Origin of the sequence: uncultured Streptococcus sp. (assembly GCF_915066115.1) — a bacterium.
GTDB lineage: Bacteria > Bacillota > Bacilli > Lactobacillales > Streptococcaceae > Streptococcus.
The window spans coordinates 1-21,431 of the sequence record NZ_CAJZDT010000018.1 but is presented as its reverse complement, the minus strand read 5'-3'; the positions used below and the strand labels follow the sequence as shown (position 1 = coordinate 21,431).

Sequence of the window (21,431 nt, the reverse complement as noted above, 5' to 3'; positions counted from 1 at the left end):
TATAAATAGCCGTAGAAAGGTAATCGCTAAAAGATTTGTGGAATTGAAAGGATATTGACTCCCCCCTCTTTTTGAAAAATCATTTTGGCCAGTAGGGTACCGGTGAAGGGAACTTTTTCCAAGTCGGGGGCCTTCAAACAAAAAGGGGGTAAAAACTAAGCGATTTTGACGAAAGGAGGTAGTTTTTGGCTAAACCAATTACAGCAAAATCGATTAAGTCAAAAGTGGTCAAGCAGATGAAAGACTTGGGCACTTATCGGAAAGAGTTCGAAATGATCATTGACATTTTTGCAGGTATGTTATACCAGTATCAGAAACTTGCTCAAGATTATGCTGACATGGGTTATCCAGTAACAGACACCTACGTCAATAAGGCTGGTGCTGAAAATGAGCGCAAAGTTCCAATCTTGACAGCGATGGAAATTTTGAGAAAAGACATCCTCAGCTACTCTAATCAGTTGATGATGAATCCTAAGTCGCTCGGTGAGGTAGTAGAACAAGAAGGTGATTCAGTTCTTACTGAGGTACTGAAGTTCAAGAACGAAATCAAGAAGAAGCGAGTGACTGGCAATGGGTAATCTTGATAAAGCGAAAGAGTATGCTCAGCACGTCATATCTCACAGAGAGGAACATTGCGAGGAGAACATTCTTGCAGCTGAACGTTTCTTGCGTGATCTTGAAAATCCAGAGTTTGAAATGGATGAGGAAATCGTTGATTTCGTTGTTCACTTCATCGAAAACACGATAGTCCATCAGCAGGGTGATGATATGTTTGCGGTGTCTATCCGTAACAAGCCATTACTCTTGCAACCCTGGCAACATTTTGTAGTTGTGAACCTGTTTGGTTTTTACTACAAGGGGTCAAACGAGCGCAGGTTCAAAGAAGCGCTTATCATGCTGGCTCGGAAGAATGGGAAAACCTCATTTACTGCTGCAATCGCTCTTGCTTATCAGATATTAGACACAGACAGCGGTTCAAAATGCTACATCGTGGCCAACTCGGTCAAGCAAGCTATGGAAGCCTTTGGATTCTTAAAATTCAATGTAGAGCGATGGAATGACAAGAACATTCGTATCAAGGATAACAACCAGGAACACTCAATCACTGCTAATTTTGGTATCGAGGGTTCTTTCTTTATCCAGGCACTGGCCAACGATGAAAGCCGTTTGGACTCATTGAACGGTAATGTAATTATACTGGATGAAGCTCACACGATGAGAAACAGTAAGAAATACGGTCTTATGAAGAAAACAATGTCAGCATACCGAAACAGTATGCTTTTTGTTATCTCTACGGCTGGTGATATTCCTACTGGTTTCCTTGCTAACCGTCTGAAATATTGTCAAAAGGTTCTCAAGCAATTGGTCAAGGATGATTCCTTGTTCATGTTTATCTGCAAAGCTGACCAGTCAACAGATGGAGATGTCGGTGATTACCTAGACGAGAATGTGCTTAAGAAAGCCAACCCATCGTGGGGTGTGACGGTATCGCTCAAGGCTCTGAGAGAAGAAGCTGAGCAGGCTATGAATGATCCACAGACAAGAAATGAGTTTTTTAACAAGACTTTGAATGTCTTTACAAACTCAATGAACGCTTATTTCAATCCTGATGAATTTATTGCTTCAGACAGTTGTTACGATTGGACTTTGGAAGAACTGGCACGCTTGCCTATCCAGTGGTATGGTGGGGCTGACTTGTCAAGGTTGCATGACTTGACCGCTGCTGCTCTTTATGGAGTTTACCATGATGGTGAGAAAGATGTTGATATTTGTATCACACACGCTTTCTTTCCTCGTGTCAACGCTCAAAAGAAAGCCAATGATGACGGGATTCCACTCTTTGGCTGGCAGTCTGATGGTTGGTTAACAATGAGCAATACTCCGACCGTTCTCTATGATGATATTGTTAAATGGTTCATCAAGATGAGAGAGAAAGGGTTCAAGATTGCTGCTGTTGGGATGGATAGGAAGTTTGGCCGTGAGTTTCTGACGAAGATGAAACAAGCTCGGTTTAAGATGATTGACCAACCACAGCTTTTTTATCTGAAATCAGAGGGGTTCAGACGGATTGAGTTCAAAGTTAAGAATAAGGAATTTTACTATCTTCATTCGGACGCTTACGAATACTGTGTGAGCAATGTTAGAGCAATTGAAAAGGTGGACGATGCTGTGCAATATGAGAAACTAGACGGTGACGGTGGTACTGCAAGAATTGACTTGTTTGATGCCAGCGTTTTTGCTTGCATTCAGGCTCTTGCTAACCTTGGCAAGAATCAGAATGTCATGAGCTTCTTTGATTAGAGAAAGGAGGTGAGGAAAGATGGGGCTTTTAGATAGGTTTTTGAAACGTGGTAAGAGTCGAAGTGAAACGAATGTTATCACTCATTCGGATTTTGGTCTGTATATCGACGGTGATAGCTATGTGCCATTGGCTCGCAATCCTGATGTGATTGCTGCGGTCAATAAGATTGCTGACATGGTGTCGAACATGACTATTCACTTGATGGAGAATACCGACAAGGGCGACATCCGAATTAAAGACGGACTGGCTCGCAAGATCGATGTAAACCCATGCGACAATATGACTCGCAAAACTTGGATTTTCAAGATTGTGCGTGACCTGTTGCTATTTGGTGACGGAAATTCAGTTCTTCATGTTGAGTATGATCCTGTGAATGATTACATTTTGAACCTGAGACCATTCTCTATGAGTGAAGTCTCTTTCAAAAGTGATGATGTTGGTTATATCGTGAATTATCGTGGCATTGACTACAACTCAAGCGAAGTCGTTCACTTTGTAATCAATCCTGATCCAGACAATCCATTTGTAGGAACTGGATATAGACTTGCTCTGAGGGATATTGTTAGGAATTTAAACCTTGCTACTCAAATCAAAAAAGGCTTTATGAATGGCAAGAACGTTCCTAGCCTGATTGTTAAGGTTGATTCTTCGAATGCAGAATTGGGCACGCAAGAGGGACGAGACAAGGTTGCTAAGAAATATTTAGCAACAAGTCAGGCAGGTGAGCCGTGGATTATTCCTGATGCTTTGTTGAGTGTAGAGCAGGTTAAGCCGCTTAGCTTAAAAGATATCGCTATTAATGAATCTGTTGAAATTGACAAGAAAACAGTTGCTGGGCTTTTGGGAGTTCCAGCTTTTATTTTGGGAGTTGATAGCTTTGACAAAGAAGAATACAACAACTTTGTCAATACAACGGTCATGAGCATTGCTACGACGATCACTCAGACCTTAACGAGAGACTTACTCGTTTCAAATAATCGGTATTTCAAACTTAATGCTCGCTCGCTTTATTCGTATGACATTACAGAGTTATCTTCAGTTGCTGAACAGATGACTAAAAGCATGGCAATGCGTCGAAATGAGTGGAGGGATTGGCTTGGGATGCCACCAGATCCTGATATGGATGAGCTCCTTGCTCTTGAAAATTATTTACCGCAAGACAGACTTGGGGACCAGAAGAAACTGAAAGGAGGTGAGGAAGAGAATGCAGAAACGGAATAGTTATCGTGCCACTCAATTTCAAACTAGGGAAGAAGACTCTGGGGATTTGATTTTGAGTGGCTACTTTATCAAGTTTGACGAGGAGACGGAATTGTGGCCAGGCTACTGTGAAGTTATTAAGCGTGTCGGGGTTGAGAAAGCTATCAAAGACGCTGATATCAGAGCTTTATTTAACCACGATGATAGTCTTGTTCTCGGTCGAACAGGTAACGGAACTCTGACACTGGGTGTTGATGATGTTGGTCTTTTTGGAGACATCATCATTAACAAGGATGATCCTCAAGCGGTTGGAGCCTATGCCCGTGTCAAGCGTGGAGATGTTATCGGATGTAGCTTTGGCTTTATCCCGATAAAAATCGAAACGGAGGAACGTGAAGATGGTTCGTATCTGGACACTGTCTTAGAACTAGAAATCTTTGAAGTGAGTCCATGTACTTTCCCAGCCTATCCACAAACGGAAATTGCTGCACGACAAAAAGACTTTGAAAGTCAGAGCCGTGCGAATCGTGAAGCGCTAGACAAGCGCAAGAAAGAAATTAAGGAGAAATTTAAGCTATGAACAAGGCATTAATCTTTGGTGCTCGTATGCGAGCAAAAGCAACTAAGGTAGTTGAGTTGGAAGAAACTATCGAAGAATTAAACAAACGTTCAGTTGTTGAACTAGAGAAGTTAGACCGTGCTGAGACTGATGAAGAAGTTTCAGCAGTTGAAAAGACTGTAGATGATCTTCAAAAGGAAATTGAAGAAAAAGAAGCTGAAAAAGCGAAGCTGGAAAAAGAAATTGACGAGTTGGAAAAACAAATCGAGGAGCAAAATCGTAAAGCACCGACTTACCCAAGTAAAGAAAAGCGTGGAGGACAGAAATTGGAACAACGTGACGCAATCGCTAAATACATTCGTACTGGTCAAACTCGTGACATCGTAGGTTTGAAAACTACTGATTCAGGAAGCGCAGCTCTGATTCCTACTGAAGTTTTAAAACCTCATTTTGTCAATAAAACACGTAATCCACTTTTGGATCTTGTGGAACGTGTGAAAGTTAACAGTGGATCTGGTAAATATCCACTTATCAAGAAAACGGATGGTGTAATGGTTTCAACAGAGGAATTGAAATCAAATCCAGAACTTGGAAAACCAGCAATCAGCGAGATTGATTATTCAATCAAGACTTATCGTGGATATGTCCCTGTGTCACAAGAAATGATTGACGACGCAGACTATGACATCATGTCCATTGTTGAAGACGAAGTGTTTAATCAAGGTGAAAACACTGAATTGTCATTAGTTGCAGCTGTCCTCAAAAAAGCTACCCAAGCAGATGCAGCTGGATTTGATGGTATTAAAGATATCTACAACAAGAAGCTTAAATCAATTTATAAAGCAAGTATCGTTGTAACTAAGTCAATGTTTGCTGCACTTGATAAGGTGAAGGACAAAGATGGACGCTACATGCTTCAAACTGATGTGGCTTCACCTACTGGCTATTCATTTGGTGGAAAAACAATATACAAAGTAGATGACACAGTGTTTGGAAACGAAGGAGACATGAAATTCTTCATCGGAGATGTCACTGAGTTCGTCAAAGAGTTTGACCGTGCTCAAGTATCCGTTAAGTGGGTGAACAATGACATCTACGGACAATTGCTTGGGCTTTTCATCCGTTTGGATATTAAGAAAGCAGATGATGAAGCTGGGTTCTTCGGAACATACACTGATGTTGTAGCTTAAGGAGGTGGCATATGAGCTATAAAGTAATCCGTCCTTTCAAGGACTTAGCTGATCCTGAAAAACATGACTACGCTGTTGGCGATATCTTTCCTCGTGAAGGATATGAGCCCACAGATAGCTTTACCAATGGCCTTTTGACTGGTGCCAACACTGCTGGCTCTATCTTCCTTGAGGTTTTGGGAGATGGTGAGCCTAAGAAACCAGCTCCTGAAACAAAAGAAGTTAAGGAAGAGCCCGCAGTTGAGCAGGAAGAAATAGTTAAGGAAACAGTTGAGGAAACTACTGAAGAGCCTGCTAAGGAAGTTGAGGAGTAAGCATGGATGAAGGTCAGCTTTTAGAATTGCTGAAGCTTAAGCTGGGTATTTCAACCCGCTTGAGAGACAAGCCGTTAGAAAAAATCATTTCAAGTGTCATCACTGAATTGACCGATAACCTCGGTATCGAGCTTGTCGGTGAGCGTGCTGACCATGAAATGTTTATCGTTGACTATGCTGCTTATCGCTATGAGGGTGGGGTGGACATGCCACGTCACCTTCAGTGGCGACTGCATAATTTACAGATAGCATCAAAGAAAGAGGTCAAGAATGTGGAATCATGAAATCACGCTGATCTCTATGAAAGTCACAGGTAAGGACAAGTTACTACAACCAATCTCTGAAGATGTTGAAGTTACTCGCTTATGTCGTAAAAAGAGGGTTACTCGCTCTGAATTTTATCAAGCGAACCAAGCAGGGCTAAAACCGAGCTTGGTCGTTGAGATTCGAAATTTTGAGTATGAGAATCAGGAGTTTGCGAAATTTGAAGGCAAGCAATATCGTATCTTGAAAACCTATCCTATCGATTCTGAAATTTTAGAGTTGACTTTGTCAGAGGTGTTGAAATGAGCTTAACAAGTGATTTAGCGAATGAAATTGCAAAGGCAATGGCAGAGTACTCTGCTGAGGTAGAAGATAAGATTGACCTGATTGCTGAGGACGTTGTAAACGAAGCCGTTACGGAATTAAAAGCGACTAGTCCAAAACGTTATGGAAAGTATGCTAGAAATTGGCGCTTCAAGAAAAATGCTAAAGGGTCATACGTCATCTACAACGCGGCTCCAACCTATCGTTTAACTCACTTACTAGAAAATGGGCATGTTTTGAGAAATGGCGGTCGTAGTCGGGCATTTCCACATATTAAACCTGTTGAGGAGAAAGTTAAAGAAAACTTTGAGAAGCGTATCAAGGAGATTGGGAAATGAAGCTATCAGACTTTGCTGCTATTTTGGAACAGGTAAACCTGCCTGTCACCTATCGAGCGTTTAAAACTGGGAACGCTCCTGACCTACCTTACCTGGTCTATTATGAATCAAGTCCAGTCATCAATGCAGCTGACAACACGGTTAATCATCAGATTAAGAGCGTGACGGTTGAGCTGGCTTTTGAGAGTAAGGATGAAGATTTGGAAGAACGTCTGGAAGAGCTGTGGACAACCCATGAGCTCTTTTTCGATGTTCAAGAAGAAACATTTATCGAGACTGAAAGACTCTATGTCAAGTCTTATACGGTCTATCTATACTAAGGAGGAATGACATGACTCAAGAAAATAAAGTAACCTTTGGTTTGAAAAATGTTCACGTTGCGCCAATTAAATCAATCGGTGCAGATGGAGTGATTGCTTACGATGAAATTTTCCGCTTTCCTGGAGCAATGGAATTGACATTGGATCCAAAGGGTGAATCAACACCAATCAAAGCAGACGATATCGATTTTCACTTCATGAACTCAAACGAAGGGTATGAAGGGAAATTCAAAATCTCTCACATTATTGAAATGTTTGCGACTAAGATTTTGGGTGAAATCAAAGATGCTCAGACGGGTGTTTTGACTGAAAAAGCTGATGCAGAATTCACATCATTTGCCTTGATGTTCGAATTTTCAGGGGACAAGAACAAAACACGTCATGTTCTTTACTACTGTTCAGCGAGCCGTCCAGGAAATGGCTCAAAAACCAAGAACGGTACAAACGTCAATGAGCGTGAACTCGGCTTTAAAGCAAGTCCTCGTCCTCTGGATTCAGTTGTTAAACGTTCTATCACATCAGCTGATAATAAAGAAATTTATGACAACTGGTTCAAGAAAGTGTATGAACCTACTGCGGTGGCAGCTTAAGGAGAAGATCTATGCGTAAAATCGTTTTGGTTGGTAATCAGGAGTATGAGTTAGGAACTAATGGTTATACTCCTATCGCCTACAAGCAACAATTTGGGAAAGATTATTTTCAAGATTTGTTCTCAATGTTGAAAAATCAATCATTCATGAATGAATTGAACAAGCTTGAAGCTGAAAAAGAATTGACAGCGACTAACATTGACATTTCAATGCTAGAAGAGTTTGATATGACCTTTTTCAACCGCCTTTTTTGGACCTTTGCTAAATCTGCAAATCCTCACATCAAGCCTTATGAACAATTCTTCATGGAAATGGAAGTCTTTCCGATTCAGGAAGTTGGGCCTGTTCTGATGGAAATGCTGAATGCGAGCATGACGACAAAAAAGCACCAGATGAATCAGAATCAGCTAGCGAAGAAATCTTCACAGTAGAGTCTTATCTGTCCTGCTGTAAAGAAACTGGTCTGTCTATCGATGATCTAAAACACATCTCAATCGGAATGGCGCTGGATTATCAGACGGATTATGTGAATTTACGGAGTGAGGACAAGGGTGGCGAACGGAAAGCCACACAAGCTGATTTTGACAGTTTTTAAAGAAAAAATGAGTGCTGAGAGAGCGATTCTGAGGTCAAGTTCATTGTCCTAACTGCATTATCAGTCGTAGAAGTTCTCTCAGCGCTTTTCTATTTTTTGTGAAAGGAGGAAATATGGCAGGAAATATCAAAGGTATCAAAATTGAAATCGATGGCGACACGCAGCCCTTACAAAAGGCCCTGAAAAATGTCAATAAGGCTGCTACTGATGCAAGTCAGGAGTTGAGACAGATTGACAAAGCATTGAAGTTTGATACAGGGAACGTAACGCTCCTGACTCAGAAGCAAGAAGTCTTGCAAAAGCAAGTTTCGACGACCAAAGAGAAACTAGAAACCTTGAGACAAGCTCAGTCTCAGGTGGAGCAGCAATTCAAAAATGGTGATATCGGTGCTGACCAGTACCGTGCTTTTCAACGTGAGGTAGAAGTTACTCAAAACGTCCTAAAAGGATATGAGGGTAAGCTTGCAAATGTGAACCAGGCGCTTACTGAGAATGGGAGTGCTACTCAGAACAACAAGAACCAATTAAAAGAGTTGCAAAATGAGCAGAGTCAACTTGCTTCAGAGATGGTAAAGGTGACAAGCTCATTCAAACTGCAAGAAAGTCAGCTAGGCGCTAATGCTAGTGAAGCCGAGAGAAATGCTCTTGCCCAGAAAAAGATTGGTGCTCAGTCTGAGATTGTAAGTAAACAAATTTCTAATCTAGAACAGCAATTGGAAATTACCAAAAAAGAATTTGGTGAGAACTCTACACAAGCCAACAGGATGGAAGCTGAGCTAAATCAGGCTAAGACTGCTTTTAATCATCTCAATGATGAGATGAAGGGAACAAAGTCTGCTGCTGATGGCACTCAAGAAAGTTTAAGTGAAATCTCAAGAAATTTAAGAGCAGAACTACTTCAACAGTTTAGTGAGAAGTTGAGTGCTATTTCAGATAAGCTTGTGGAAGTAGGGAAAGAAGCGTTAGAAGCGGCTGCTCAAATGCAAGCTAGTAATGCTCAATTTACTACTGTTTTCGGAGATATGGAAACCCAAGCAAGAGAAGCATTGAATGCTATTGGTCGGGAAATGGATATTGTCCCAGAGCGTTTACAAGGGTCATTTACTCAGATGGCTTCATTTGCTAAAACTTCAGGGTTGAATACTTCCGAAGCTTTGGATCTAACTTCTCGTGCGACTAGGGCAGCAGCAGATGGTGCAGCCTTTTATGATAAGTCCATTGAGAGCGTGACAGAAAGCCTACAATCCTTTTTAAAAGGAAACTTTTCTAACGATGCGGCTCTTGGTATCTCTGCGACAGAGACAACTAGGAATGCTGCTGCAAATAAATTGTACGGAAAGTCATTCAAGGACTTGAGCGAAGCGCAGAAGCAATTGACCTTGCTTCAGATGGTCGAAGACGGAAATAAACTCTCAGGAGCTCTTGGACAGGCTGCAAGAGAATCAGACGGCCTAGAAAACGTTATGGGGAATCTGAAACAAGCTGGGACCAATGCATTATCTGCTATTGGTCAACCTCTTCTGGAAATGATGATCCCAGTGTTTCAAACATTGGCAAGCATTGTGAAGGGTGTGGCTGAGCTGTTCAGTTCGTTACCTGCTCCAGTAAAAGATTTTGTTGTTATTTTAGGAACAGTTGTGACTGCTGTAGGGGTCATAGCCCCCATATTCTTATCATTGCAAGCCCTTGCTGAGTTTTTAAAAATATCTATTGGAGAAATGATAATTGCCGCATTGCCAATTATTGGAACAGCTATTGCAATTGCTGCTGCAGTTGCTGCAATTATTGTTATTGTAAAATACCTCTGGGAAACTAACGAAGGTTTTCGAGATACGGTCACGACCGTTTGGAATGCGATTCTTGAAGTCATCAACACAGTCGTATCAGAGATTTCTAATTTTGTCATGAGCATCTTTGGGACGGTTGTTACTTGGTGGACGGAGAACCAGGAGCGTATCAGGACAAGTGCTGAGACTGTCTGGAATGCCATTTATACGGTCATCAGTACAATACTGGATATACTTGGCCCCTTGCTCCAAGCTGGCTGGGATAACATTCAACTGATCATTACAACAGCTTGGGAAATCATCAAGACCGTTGTGGAGACTGCAATCAATGTTGTTCTTGGTGTTATCCAAGCAGTTATGCAGATCATTACTGGTGATTGGTCAGGCGCTTGGGAAACTATCAAGGGAGTGTTTTCTACTGTATGGCAAGCTATTCAAAGCATTGTTCAGACCATTTTTTCAGCTATCCAGAGTTATATTTCAAATATTCTCAACGGTATTTCAGGAACTGTATCAAATATCTGGAACGGCATCAAGGACACTGTCTCAAATGTGTTAAATGCCATATCTAGCACAGTATCAAGTGTTTGGGAAGGTATCAAGAGTACCATTTCAGGTGCTATCAATGGTGCAAGGGATGCTGTTTCTTCAGCTATTGAAGCCATCAAAGGATTGTTTAACTTCAACATCAGCTGGCCACATATTCCACTACCTCACTTTTATGTGAGCGGTTCAGCCAATCCATTAGATTGGTTAAGTCAAGGTGTTCCAAGTATTGGAATTGAATGGTATGCCAAAGGCGGTATCATGACAAAACCAACCATCTTTGGAATGAATGGAAATAACATGATGGTTGGCGGTGAAGCTGGTAATGAAGCAGTGTTACCACTCAATGACAAAACACTTGGTGCTATCGGTCGAGGTATTGCTCAGACAATGGGTGGAACTTCACCGACCATCAATATCACTATCACTGGCAATACCGTCAGAGAAGAAGCTGACATTATTCGGATTGCTGATGAGGTAGCGCAGAGGATTGCTGACGAATTGCAACGTAAAACACAATTGAGAGGAGGGTTTGCATGATAAAGCATAATGAGCTTGTGATTGACGGTGTTAGAACATCGTCTTTTCCTTTTAAGGTCATTGTCCATGATTCTCCCTCAATTGCACTGGGAGAGAGTAAGACAGCCCTGTTGGAGCATGGTGGTATCAGTGGAGCAATCGTTCAGACAAACAAGCATAGAGAACTGGTCAAGAAAACTTATACGATTTATTTGGTTAAACCTACTGAAGAACAGATGAACCAATTTATGAGTCTGTTTATCCGTGAGAAGTTCTGGCTAGAGAGTGAGCGAGTCAAAACAACTCGTCTTTGGTGCTATAAGGTCAATGTGAGCGACCTTGAAGAAGTGCAACCTGGTCTTTATATGACTAAAGCAACCTTCACTTGTCACCCTACCAAATACTTTAAAGATACCGATACACAGAGATTGACAAGAAGTGGGACTTTGACTGTTCAAGGTTCTGCTCTTGCCTTTCCTAAAATCACAATCGTTGGCCAGAGCGCTGTTGAGACTTCGTTTACAATCGCTGGTCAGGTCATCCGTCTTGAACGACTCACTGAGTCGATTGTGATGGTCAATAATCCTGACAATCCAAGTTTTAAAACAACAACAGGGAAGCCAGTCAAATGGTCAGGGGATTTTATCACAGTTGATCCAGCGAAACTTAAGAATGTTGGGGTTGTTTTGGGTCCAGGTATTCAATCGCTTGAAATCGAAACGGTTTGGGGGTGGGCATAATTGCTTTATCTACTTAATAAAGATGTAAGAACTGTTCGATGGAACGGGGAGCCACTTCATGAAGCAACTTCGGCGATTGTTAAAGAGATCATGAATGGTGATTTCACCTTAACTGTGAAATATCCTATTTCTGACTCTGGTATTTATCAACTTATTCAAGAAGATATGTTGATAAAAGCGCCGACTCCTGTTCTTGGTGCGCAGCTATTTCGCATCAAGAAACCTGTTGAGCATAATGACCATCTGGAAATCACAGCTTATCACATTTCAGACGATGTGATGCAACGTTCTATCACACCAGTAAGTGTGACTAGTCAGAGTTGTAGTATGGCTCTTTCTCGCATGGTTCAAAACACCAAAACTTCTTTGGGGGATTTTTCTTTCAATAGCGACATCCAGGATCGTAGGACCTTCAACACGACTGAAACAGAAACTCTGTACTCTGTATTGCTGGACGGCAAGCACAGCATTGTTGGTACATGGGAAGGCGAGCTGGTGCGTGATAATTTCGCTCTAACAGTTAAGAGAAGCCGTGGGGAGAATCGTGGTGTTGTTATCACGACACACAAGAATCTGAAGGATTACCAACGCACAAAAAACAGTCAGAATGTTGTTACAAGAATCCATGCCAAATCGACTTTTAAACCTGAAGGCGCTGAAAAAGAAACGACTATCAGAGTTACTGTTGATAGTCCTCTTATCAACTCATACCCTTATATCAATGAAAAAGAGTATGAGAACAACAATGCTAAAACTGTTGAAGAGTTGCAAAAGTGGGCACAGGCTAAGTTTTCAAATGAGGGCATTGACAAGGTCTCTGATGCTGTCAAGATTGAAGCCTATGAACTTGATGGGCAAGTGGTCCATATGGGTGATACGGTCAATCTCAAGAGTTGGAAGCACAATGTCGATGCATTCAAGAAAGCTATTGCTTATGAGTTCGACGCTTTGAAGGAAGAATATATCTCTCTGACTTTTGATGATAAGGCAAGCACTGGTGGTTCTAGAGCTTCTGGTGGGCTATCTAGCGCAGCCAATGCAATTCTTGGAGTGACAGAATCTGCACAAGAAATCGCCCTAGAAAAGGCTCTTCAAAATGCTGACTTAGACTTTGATCATAAGGCTGGATTGCTTAGACAGGAAATTTCTGACGGCATTGAACTTGCCAGAGCAAGAGCCGAAGAAGTCAAGAGAGAACTCTCTGACACTATCGACCAGCGGTTTAGCAGTTTTGACAATGGACCACTACAAGAAGCCAAGCGTAAGGCCGAGGAAGCCTTGCGAAACGCTGGCGCAAGTAGCTTACTCGCTCAAGAAGCCAAGAGGATTAGTGAGCGAGCAAGAGCAGACATTACTAATCTACAAGTATCATCTCAAAATGCTCTCAGCCAGATTGAAAGTTTTAAAAATCAGTACGGCACGAAGCTGAATGAATTTAAGAGTACATCAGACGGTATCTTGACGAAGCTTGGTGCGATTGAAACGTATGTTAATCAAGACGGTCAGCGACAAGAGAGTTTGCAGCGTTATGCTCGAGAAGAGAGCGCACGACAAGCGACAGCAGTCCGTGAGCTGGTCACAAGGGACTATGTAGGTAAATCGACTTATCAGGAGGATGCGAGAGCTCTTGAACGCAAATTTGAAGCTATCACTAACCCTCAAAACGGTTCGATTGCCACTCAGATTGCCAACTACAAGACAGCAGTAGATGGACGATTTACTGAAATCACTTCAATGATTTCTGGTAAAGCTAACCAAGTCGACTTCCAGCAAGTTCGAGAGACAAGCCGGCTATACGAGCGGACTATCGGTAGCAATGAGAATGACATCTCGAATAAGGTCGCTCGCATGGCTCTTACTTCCCAACTTTTTCAGGTTGAAGTTGCTAAAAGTCTTGGAAGTGATAATAACTTAATCGTCCGCTCGAAGTCGATGGACAGGCATACGCTTGTCAATGAAGGCAACACCAAGAGAGTATTCGTGAATAACGGGATATTTACCATTAGATGTACTGGAAATTCAGGATATACATTCGCAGGATTCACACTACCACTTTACATCGATAGAATGGCTAGAAGCGAGACGTATACTCTTAATTTTAAGTATCGCATTATGGGACGATTAGACCATAATTTTGTGGTTGTTACTAAAAATCACGAAACGAATGAAACGGCTATTGCTTCAGATGTAGCCACAAGCTCAACTGCAGTTTCAAGCAATTGGCAAGAGTTCAACGAAACGTACACTATCAGCAGAGATTTTGAATTCAGGAATAGCGAACTTTATCCACTTTATTTCTACTTAGCTAAAAATGGATGGGTTGAAATTAAAGAGATTATGCTTGTTCGTGCTTCTCAAACTAATGGATATAAAGCTAGTCAGCTAGATGATATGTCTGAAGCCGTTCGCTCTGTTCAAAGTCAGTTAGCTGGTTCGTGGTCTGTTCAGAATATCAACAGCGCAGGTGATTTGGTTTCTGGCTTAAACCTGGGCGCTAATGGTCATAACCGTCTTTCTGGGAAATTGACTCATATCACTGGCGAGACTCTGATTGACAAGGCAGTCATCAAGTCGGCCATGATTGATAAGCTGAAAACGGCCAATTTTGAATCAGGTTCGGTGACTACTGTAATTTTGGATGCTGAAGCAGTCACGGCTGACAAAGTGAGAATGGACCAAGCTTTTGCAAATAAGCTAGTAGCAAGTAACATCTTCACAGATACGCTTGCAGCTAAAGAGGCTTTTATAAACAAACTTAGGTCTGTTGTAGTTACTGCAAATCTGCTTGAAGGTTTCCAAGGCTTGATAGGAGGCTTCAGATTTGGTCAATACGCAAACAGAAATGGATATTTCATAACAGGAATTAACTCTGTTAGTATTGGGATGGGTAACGGAACGAACGCTGGTGCGAACAGAAACGCATTTTGGGCAAACTGGGGTGAAAGTTTAGACACCCCTGGCCCCAAAGCCTGGTATGTCAACACAGACGGGAAGATGTATTGTAGAAATGATGTGGATTTTTATTCCAAAGTGGATTTCGCAAGCACATCAAAGGTTAATTTCTACTCTAGAATCAATGCTCCGAAAGGAATATGGATTGCTTCCGATGATATAAACGGTGAAGGGGATAACCCTGACGGTGGCTATAATCGAGTTGTTTGGTGGAGTCAAATTGTAACAGGGAAATGGAGACAACATGCTGGAATAACAACCGGTTCAGATAGGAAATTGAAAGAGAATATCGAACCGACATCGGTCAAGGCGTTGGATAAAATAAATGCTTTGAATTTAGTGGCGTTTGACTACATTAAGGATAAGACCCACGAAGAAATCGGTCTGATTGCACAAGAAGTGTTAAATATTATTCCTGGTGCAGTCGAAAAATATGAGGGAGAGGATAACCATTTAACAATCAATTACTCAAAATTTGTGCCTTATCTAATTAAGGCCATTCAAGAATTAAATTCAAAATTGGAGAAGATAGCATGAACGAAACATTGGATCAATTAGTGATGAACTCACTAGCAACTAAATTGGCTAAATGCGAGTTGGAAACCGCTCAAAATGAGGCATTTTACCAACTCGTAACGAGCGAATTAAAAGCAATGAACGAGGTGCTGGAATACGATCCGGCTCTCAAAGAACTTTTCGAAGAAACTAAAGCAAAAATGCAAAAAGGAGAATAGAACATGACACAAACATACGAATTAGCAAATACCCCTTATTACCGCCAACCTGAGAACGTAACGATTGTTACAATCAAGAAAGAACACGGCCAACGTTATAGCTATGAGCAAGCTGGCTTGTCTGGCGACCGCACGCATGAAGGTCAGGAAGTGCTTATTCAGGCAGTTCTTGATGTTATTAAGGCGGAACTAGACCCAGCTAGCGCCATCGTTCAAACACAAGCGAAATTGCAAGAAAATCAAGCTAAATTGGAACAGACTGAGCAGAAAGTAGCTCAAACAGAAGTGAAACAGAATGATCTTGAAGCGCTTGCGAACCAGATTAAAAAAGTAGTGCGAGTAATGGCTCAAGATTCAATTATGGGCGAGAAAATCTCTTACGGTACTACCTACAAAGAAATGGTCGAGCTCTTCCCACTTGCTGAAGTCGGTAAAGTTTATGAACCGGGTTCAATCTTTGCGGTTGAAGATCCTGGCCACGTTGAAATCAATGGAGAAGGTAAACGTATCTTGATTCAAACGAATCGGTCATTTACTTATCAAGGAGAAACCCTTGCTCAACTTGAAGGAACACCTTACCAAAATGGCGTATTAACACCTTGGAAGTTTAATACACCAAAAGCAACAAATGTACAGTAGAGGTGCTTTATGGCAGAATTTGAACGTTTAATTGTCCAAATTTTTCTCTCTCTGATTCCTGTTGTCGGACTTTATTTCTCAATGAAAGACCGAGCGACTAAACAAGAGAATCGTCTTACGGTTCTAGAGAAAGACATCGAAAATCTGAACGAATTTAAAAGGTCCGCAAATAAACGACTAGATAACCATGACGAACAGAACAAGGCTATCTTAGTTCTTGCGGAACAAGTTAAATCGCTAGGTGAAGATGTCAGAGAGTTGAAAACGCTGATTCAGAGTAAAACCTGAGAAAGGGGCAAAGAATGACTTATGTTCTTAATTCAACAAATCTCGAACAAGTTGACGGTGGATTTTTAGTTAAACAAGGCGATGTGGCTTCCACATTCGCCTTTTCATTACTTGATGAAAACCATGAGCCGATTCCACAGCTTGAAGACCAAGAGGCATCTATCACGTTGACGAGAGGTCAGGAGCAATTACGAAAGACGGCTGTCGTGACTAATGGTGCAGTTTCCTTTAATTTGGGCGTAATTTTACCTACTGGTCTATATCAAATCGAGGTAGTTGTGGCAGGGTATGTATTCCCAAGCGATGACTCGACTCAAATTAGAATCACAAAATCGGATAAGAATTTAGTTTCCGAAGAAATCCATGCTCTCAAAGAGTTGGATATTGCAGAAGAAGTTAAAAAGCAGCTTGCAGGTAGGTCTGTAGGTAGTGACGGTACAGTAAGTCAGGAGTTTCCTGACTTGCTCTTTTATTATAATTTAGGAAAGGTGTAGAAATATGGACACAACAAAATTAACAGCATTCGCTCAAGCGGTCGGGGTTGACATTAAGGAGTTGAAGCAACTGCTTAATGGCAAGATTGACAATGCGACAGTCACACAACTGATTGAACAAGCTAAAACCGCAGTCAAAAACGAGATTTTGGGGGAGGGTGTCTCTGAGGATTTGAACACGCTCAAAGAAATTGCGGATAAAATTGCCAGCATGAGCGGAGACACGCAAAGCGCAGTTGTTCAAAAAATCTCAGATTTAGGCACACGTATTGACAACATTGCTAATCTTGATTTAGTAACTGTATATAATAATGCGAAAGCGTGATAGTCATGAATAACCTTGAAAATCTAGCAACGGAAATCGGTAAGGATATCAAGGATATCAGGACACGTTTTGCAACGAAGCAGGAAATGCAGGAAGCGACTGAGATTGACTACTCTCAGGTTGTCACGCATGAAGAATTAGATGGCAAGCACTATCTAACAGAACATCAATCGCTTGCTGATTATGCCAAAAAGAGCGAGATTGTAGCACCTCAGCTAACCTTGACAGGTAATGACTTAAGCATTACGGGAGGCAACAGGGTCACTCTACCGCTACCAGAGAGCGTAGGGCATGAAATCCGTGGCACAGGCTCACCAGAAGGCCGTATCGCTGCCGAAATCGGAACGACCTACGTAGACGTCAATGTGACGAATGGCGCTCTGAAGTGGATTAAAGAAAAAGGTAACAACAACACAGGCTGGCGTGTTTTGATTGGCGATACTGGTTGGAGAACGCTAAACAGTGTCTCTCGAGCAGGTAACTCGTTCATTAAAATCAGACGAGTAAACAATCTTGTTACTTACCAGTTCGGAGGTCTTCAATGGGGTTGGTTTGGAGTAGGCAGACGAAATGGGCCTGGATTTGTAAGGCACAATAGTAGTGGAGATAAAGGGGCTAAACTTACTTATCCTAACGGTATCCCTGAAGGTTTTAGAAGCGAAAATTCGCTTGTAGGACCAATTTATGACGATAAGGGTAAACCGTATGGAATTTGGTATTTAGGCGGAAAATCTGACTTAAATTTCATTCAATTTACCTTTAATGACCCTATTCCCACTGATAAAGATATAGGCGATATTCGTGTTAGTGCCATCTCATACTTGACAGATGAGCCTTGGCCTACAAAATTACCATAAAAGAAAGGAAAATAATAAATGATTAACTGGAAAGTACGTTTTAATTTTAAAAACAAAACATTCTTATTGCGAGTGGCATTTGCTTTAGCTTTGCCGATTCTTGCATATTTCAATCTCAAACTTGAAGATTTAGTTAGCTGGGGAGTGATCTTCGACTTGCTAGGAAAATTCTTCTCTAACCCTTACTTAGTTGGTTTGACGATTGTAAATATCTTGAATATCATTCCAGACCCAACAACGAAAGGTCTAACTGATAGCAAACGTGCTCTTGACTATCAAGAACCAAGCGAAGATTAGGAGAAAAAAATGAAGAAAAACGACTTATTCATCGACGTATCTAGCCACAATGGATACGACATTACAGGAATTTTGGAGCAGATGGGAACAACTAACACTATCATCAAAATTTCAGAAGGTACGACCTATTTAAACCCTTGCTTGTCTGCTCAAGTTGAGCAATCCAATCCTATTGGCTTTTACCATTTTGCTTGGTTTGGTGGAGACGTAGAACAAGCAGAAGCAGAAGCACGCTATTTCCTAGATAACGTTCCCAAAAAAGTTCAATATCTAGTGCTTGACTATGAAGACCACGCCAGCGACGATAAACAAGCAAATACTGATGCGTGCTTACGCTTTATGAAAATTATCGCTGATGCTGGTTATAAGCCTATTTATTATAGTTATAAACCGTTTACCCTCAGTAATATTGACTATCAGCAGATTCTTGCAGAGTTTCCAAATAGTTTGTGGGTTGCTGGTTATGGTTTAAATGATGGTTCTGCTAACTTTGAATATTTCCCAAGCATGGACGGGATCCGCTGGTGGCAATATTCTAGCAATCCTTTTGACAAGAATATAGTCTTGTTAGATGATGAGGAAGAAGATATCCCAATCAATAAAAACAACCTAAAAAGCCTTAATACCATAGCTAACGAGGTCGTGCAAGGACTTTGGGGCAATGGACAAGAACGTTTTAATAACCTATCAAATGCTGGTTACGATGCGCAAGCCGTGCAAGACAAGGTAAATGACCTCTTAAATGCTGAAAATACTAGTAAAGACTTGGATACGTTAGCAAATGAAGTGCTACAAGGCTTGTGGGGCAATGGACAAGAACGTTTCGACAAACTAGAAAATGCCGGTTACGATGCGCAAGCAGTGCAAAATCGAGTTAACGAATTGCTTTCTTAAAGATCTGACTAAAAATCTGTATGAAACCAAAAATATAGTACACCAACCGCAGGCAATAGCTTGCGGTTTTTTGTTTGCAATAAAAAAAGCAGTGACCGAAATCACTGCTTATCAGCTATAGCAAATTCATAGAGCTTTTCTGCTGTTAGAAGCGCCATTTTGTCCATGCTTGTTTTTCCTTTTCTGAGGTCAGAAACAGTAGTCCAAGGAACTCCAGCGCCTTGCGAAATAGCAGATGTAGACATCGGGCTGTCTAATAATTCTTGAATAACTTTTCTCATATTATTTGTCCTTTTTATTTTTTAGATAGATATATACATTGATTGCAATTATAAAAATAGCTATTGCACTAACCATTGCTTTTCCTCTTTTCATTTGATAAAATAGAGGTGTGAGGGGCTTTCGCCCCCACCTCTTAGCGTTTACCTTTTTCTTTTGCGGGATTCGGGTTTACGCTTTTTGTTTTGCCTTGCGACTGTTATTGCAGTCACCGTTTCAGGGATATTATCTATCGCCTTTTCAAGTAACCTAAGCCAATCTTCTTTGTTCAACTTCCTCACCTCCTTTCCTTATCTTGATTATATTATATCACGGCGCACCGAGAAAGTCAAGCGTTTTGATGAAGTTTTTTTAAATTTTTTCAAAAAAATAGACCTTGTCCAGAGGTCGGGGACTTGGAGGGGACACCCTCCGTTTTTGCTTATTTAATAGGAAATAATTTTACCTTTTTCATAATAATCTCCCTTAACTCCACCCAATCAGGTGGAGTTTTTTGGCTCTATTTCAGGCTTTTGGGGACTATTCTAAAAATCATTTTTCGATATTTTTCGGTATTTTTCGGATTTTGGTCGGGGAATTGGCGGGGACTTTTTGAGATTTTGGCGGGGATTTTTTTAGCGAATATGACTAAGAAATAGGTCTGTTGTCGCTTCAGCGAGTTCGTCCTCTACTTGATTATAACGATCGGTCATATATACTTTTGTATGGCCCAGCGCCTGGCTTAATTGTTCAAGCGGAACCCCTGCAATAATGCTTTGAGTTGTGAAGAAGTGGCGCATCATGTGAGGTGTTACATGCAATCCTGTCGCTTCATTCACTAGATTGAAGTTTCTATTTAACTGGTTTGGATTGATGAGACCACCTTTTTCGTTCAGGGTGATATAATCTTTTTGTTGTTCCTTAATAATCCCTAACTTTCGCTTAATCTTAGAAGCTTCAGCTATCAGATAATAGATAAGGTCTGTTCCGATATTATCAAGGCAGACATATCGCTCTGAATCCTTCGTTTTAAGCCCTCCTTTTCCTTTCAAGGTCTGGTTGCTTCGGCTGTCCCTAAGATGCAGTATAGCCCGTCCGCTGTCGTTCTGAGTGATGTCCATTGGACGCAATCCAAAGACTTCTCCTCTTCTCAATCCAAAAATTGTCAGATAGGTCAGAGCGTAGAATTGTTTTGGCATAATCTCTTCTGCCTTTGCTATCCAAGTCTTAAACTCTTTGAGAGTCACTTTCTTGTTAGCAGCAGGGATATCACTCTGGCCAATAAAGACACCTTTCAAGCGATTTGAGAGCAGATTTCCATTTTTGACGGCATCATTCAGCAATGCCATGAAGCTGGAATTGAGGGTTTGGACAGTGTATCTAGTATGGTTCTGCAACTTTTCAGCGATAAAGAGTTCATACTCATTTCTATCTAGGTTTTTAAGCAAGACAGAACCAAACTTTGGCTTGATATGGTTCTTATAGAGATTGTCATTGAGGTAGTAGGAAGTGTCATTCCAGCGCCCTGTTGACAATCTCTTTTCAGAATAGATATCCCAATACTGATCAAGTGTTAAATTCGTATTGATACCTAATTCTTGTTCTTGGATTTGTTGCTCAAGCTCTACCAAGGCTGCACGAGCTTGAGGGAGAGTTGTGAAACCACTTTTACTTTTTTCCCTTTTTTTACCTCGGAAGAAAAAAGAACGTCTGACATAGTAACGCTTACCTTTGGAAGTCTCATAGTAATAGATATTTGGGTATTTTGTTTTATTATATTTCATTGTATTCTCCTTGTTTATCGGCTTCTGGACAAGGTCTAAACATTGAGAATATTGACATCACCCCTTTCATGGTGTAAAATAGGGTATAGAAAAGAGGCCTTTTTAATGGCTGATTTTTTATAAGGGTGAGCTTCACAATCAAACTTTGGCGAGGGCGATTGTGGGGCTTTTTTATTTTCTGAATAGTTTGTATAGTTTATACAAACTCCAAGCTGTCAAAGGAACTGCAAGGAATGGAGCGATTGGAATACCAACAACTCCAAAAAAGACTAAGAAAAGATACAGTGCTGAAAATATGATTTTATTGGCAGGGAGGTTTTT

At 41.1% G+C, this 21,431-nt stretch carries 26 protein-coding genes; 23 read left to right on the top strand and 3 right to left on the bottom strand.

Features of this window, described 5'->3' with window-relative positions:
* Positions 1–185: 185 nt before the first annotated feature.
* The 23 genes from QZ565_RS02525 (at position 186) to QZ565_RS02415 (ending at position 19,068) form a co-directional block, all read left to right on the top strand.
* On the top strand, positions 186–578 hold the full coding sequence (locus QZ565_RS02525; RefSeq protein WP_033585096.1) for a P27 family phage terminase small subunit: 393 nt from the start codon (positions 186–188) through the stop codon (positions 576–578).
* A complete protein-coding gene (locus QZ565_RS02520; RefSeq protein WP_295525110.1) occupies positions 571–2,301 on the top strand; it encodes a terminase large subunit in 1,731 nt (576 codons plus the stop codon). The genes QZ565_RS02525 and QZ565_RS02520 overlap by 8 nt, the downstream gene beginning before the upstream one ends.
* 19 nt (positions 2,302–2,320) lie before the next feature.
* Positions 2,321–3,523: a phage portal protein gene (locus tag QZ565_RS02515; protein ID WP_295525107.1), complete on the top strand. Its 1,203-nt coding sequence runs from the start codon at positions 2,321–2,323 to the stop codon at positions 3,521–3,523.
* Positions 3,507–4,082 (top strand): HK97 family phage prohead protease, encoded by a 576-nt coding sequence (locus tag QZ565_RS02510; protein WP_077805178.1) that lies wholly within the window; start codon positions 3,507–3,509, stop codon positions 4,080–4,082. The genes QZ565_RS02515 and QZ565_RS02510 overlap by 17 nt, the downstream gene beginning before the upstream one ends.
* On the top strand, positions 4,079–5,251 hold the full coding sequence (locus QZ565_RS02505; protein ID WP_295525101.1) for a phage major capsid protein: 1,173 nt from the start codon (positions 4,079–4,081) through the stop codon (positions 5,249–5,251). The genes QZ565_RS02510 and QZ565_RS02505 overlap by 4 nt, the downstream gene beginning before the upstream one ends.
* An 11-nt stretch (positions 5,252–5,262) precedes the next feature.
* Positions 5,263–5,565 carry a hypothetical protein gene (locus tag QZ565_RS02500; RefSeq protein ID WP_295525098.1) on the top strand — a complete coding sequence of 101 codons (303 nt, stop codon included), beginning with the start codon at positions 5,263–5,265 and terminating at the stop codon, positions 5,563–5,565.
* Positions 5,566–5,567: 2 nt separating this feature from the next.
* Positions 5,568–5,849, top strand: a complete 282-nt coding sequence (locus tag QZ565_RS02495) for a hypothetical protein (protein WP_061864902.1) — start codon at positions 5,568–5,570, stop codon at positions 5,847–5,849.
* Complete coding sequence (locus QZ565_RS02490) at positions 5,836–6,135, top strand: phage head closure protein (protein WP_295525094.1); 300 nt, start codon at positions 5,836–5,838, stop codon at positions 6,133–6,135. The genes QZ565_RS02495 and QZ565_RS02490 overlap by 14 nt, the downstream gene beginning before the upstream one ends.
* Positions 6,132–6,491, top strand: a complete 360-nt coding sequence (locus QZ565_RS02485; RefSeq protein ID WP_075229531.1) for an HK97 gp10 family phage protein — start codon at positions 6,132–6,134, stop codon at positions 6,489–6,491. Before QZ565_RS02490 ends, QZ565_RS02485 begins: the two co-directional genes overlap by 4 nt.
* Positions 6,488–6,811 carry a hypothetical protein gene (locus QZ565_RS02480; protein WP_295331600.1) on the top strand — a complete coding sequence of 108 codons (324 nt, stop codon included), beginning with the start codon at positions 6,488–6,490 and terminating at the stop codon, positions 6,809–6,811. The genes QZ565_RS02485 and QZ565_RS02480 overlap by 4 nt, the downstream gene beginning before the upstream one ends.
* 11 nt (positions 6,812–6,822) lie before the next feature.
* Positions 6,823–7,401, top strand: coding sequence for a major tail protein (locus tag QZ565_RS02475; RefSeq protein ID WP_295525087.1), 579 nt, complete (start codon positions 6,823–6,825; stop codon positions 7,399–7,401).
* An 11-nt stretch (positions 7,402–7,412) separates the two neighbouring features.
* The gene (locus QZ565_RS02470; protein ID WP_295525084.1) at positions 7,413–7,832 is read left to right on the top strand and encodes a hypothetical protein; all 420 of its coding nucleotides are present in this window, start codon (positions 7,413–7,415) and stop codon (positions 7,830–7,832) included.
* Between the two features lie 277 nt (positions 7,833–8,109).
* Positions 8,110–10,869, top strand: a complete 2,760-nt coding sequence (locus tag QZ565_RS02465) for a phage tail tape measure protein (protein ID WP_295525081.1) — start codon at positions 8,110–8,112, stop codon at positions 10,867–10,869.
* Positions 10,866–11,588 carry a phage tail protein gene (locus tag QZ565_RS02460; RefSeq protein WP_295525079.1) on the top strand — a complete coding sequence of 241 codons (723 nt, stop codon included), beginning with the start codon at positions 10,866–10,868 and terminating at the stop codon, positions 11,586–11,588. The genes QZ565_RS02465 and QZ565_RS02460 overlap by 4 nt, the downstream gene beginning before the upstream one ends.
* Positions 11,589–15,077 (top strand): phage tail spike protein, encoded by a 3,489-nt coding sequence (locus QZ565_RS02455; RefSeq protein WP_295525076.1) that lies wholly within the window; start codon positions 11,589–11,591, stop codon positions 15,075–15,077.
* The gene (locus tag QZ565_RS02450; RefSeq protein WP_295525073.1) at positions 15,074–15,274 is read left to right on the top strand and encodes a hypothetical protein; all 201 of its coding nucleotides are present in this window, start codon (positions 15,074–15,076) and stop codon (positions 15,272–15,274) included. The genes QZ565_RS02455 and QZ565_RS02450 overlap by 4 nt, the downstream gene beginning before the upstream one ends.
* A gap of 3 nt (positions 15,275–15,277) precedes the next feature.
* Positions 15,278–15,913 carry a hypothetical protein gene (locus QZ565_RS02445; protein WP_295525069.1) on the top strand — a complete coding sequence of 212 codons (636 nt, stop codon included), beginning with the start codon at positions 15,278–15,280 and terminating at the stop codon, positions 15,911–15,913.
* Between the two features lie 9 nt (positions 15,914–15,922).
* Positions 15,923–16,201 carry a hypothetical protein gene (locus QZ565_RS02440; RefSeq protein WP_295525066.1) on the top strand — a complete coding sequence of 93 codons (279 nt, stop codon included), beginning with the start codon at positions 15,923–15,925 and terminating at the stop codon, positions 16,199–16,201.
* Positions 16,202–16,215: 14 nt separating this feature from the next.
* Complete coding sequence (locus QZ565_RS02435; protein WP_295525063.1) at positions 16,216–16,695, top strand: hypothetical protein; 480 nt, start codon at positions 16,216–16,218, stop codon at positions 16,693–16,695.
* Between the two features lie 4 nt (positions 16,696–16,699).
* Complete coding sequence (locus tag QZ565_RS02430; RefSeq protein WP_295525060.1) at positions 16,700–17,020, top strand: hypothetical protein; 321 nt, start codon at positions 16,700–16,702, stop codon at positions 17,018–17,020.
* 5 nt (positions 17,021–17,025) lie between these two features.
* On the top strand, positions 17,026–17,877 hold the full coding sequence (locus QZ565_RS02425) for a hypothetical protein (RefSeq protein ID WP_295525056.1): 852 nt from the start codon (positions 17,026–17,028) through the stop codon (positions 17,875–17,877).
* Between the two features lie 18 nt (positions 17,878–17,895).
* Positions 17,896–18,174, top strand: a complete 279-nt coding sequence (locus tag QZ565_RS02420; RefSeq protein ID WP_295525053.1) for a phage holin — start codon at positions 17,896–17,898, stop codon at positions 18,172–18,174.
* A gap of 9 nt (positions 18,175–18,183) precedes the next feature.
* Complete coding sequence (locus tag QZ565_RS02415; protein ID WP_295525049.1) at positions 18,184–19,068, top strand: GH25 family lysozyme; 885 nt, start codon at positions 18,184–18,186, stop codon at positions 19,066–19,068.
* A 101-nt stretch (positions 19,069–19,169) separates the two neighbouring features.
* On the opposite strand, the gene QZ565_RS02410 is transcribed toward QZ565_RS02415, so the two are convergent.
* From QZ565_RS02410 to QZ565_RS02400, 3 genes are all read right to left on the bottom strand, one after another.
* Positions 19,170–19,349, bottom strand: coding sequence for a hypothetical protein (locus QZ565_RS02410; RefSeq protein WP_001233344.1), 180 nt, complete (start codon positions 19,347–19,349; stop codon positions 19,170–19,172).
* 141 nt (positions 19,350–19,490) lie between these two features.
* Positions 19,491–19,619, bottom strand: a complete 129-nt coding sequence (locus QZ565_RS02405; protein WP_295525043.1) for a hypothetical protein — start codon at positions 19,617–19,619, stop codon at positions 19,491–19,493.
* A 342-nt stretch (positions 19,620–19,961) separates the two neighbouring features.
* Positions 19,962–21,110: a site-specific integrase gene (locus tag QZ565_RS02400; RefSeq protein WP_295525039.1), complete on the bottom strand. Its 1,149-nt coding sequence runs from the start codon at positions 21,108–21,110 to the stop codon at positions 19,962–19,964.
* Between the last annotated feature and the right edge of the window lie 321 nt (positions 21,111–21,431).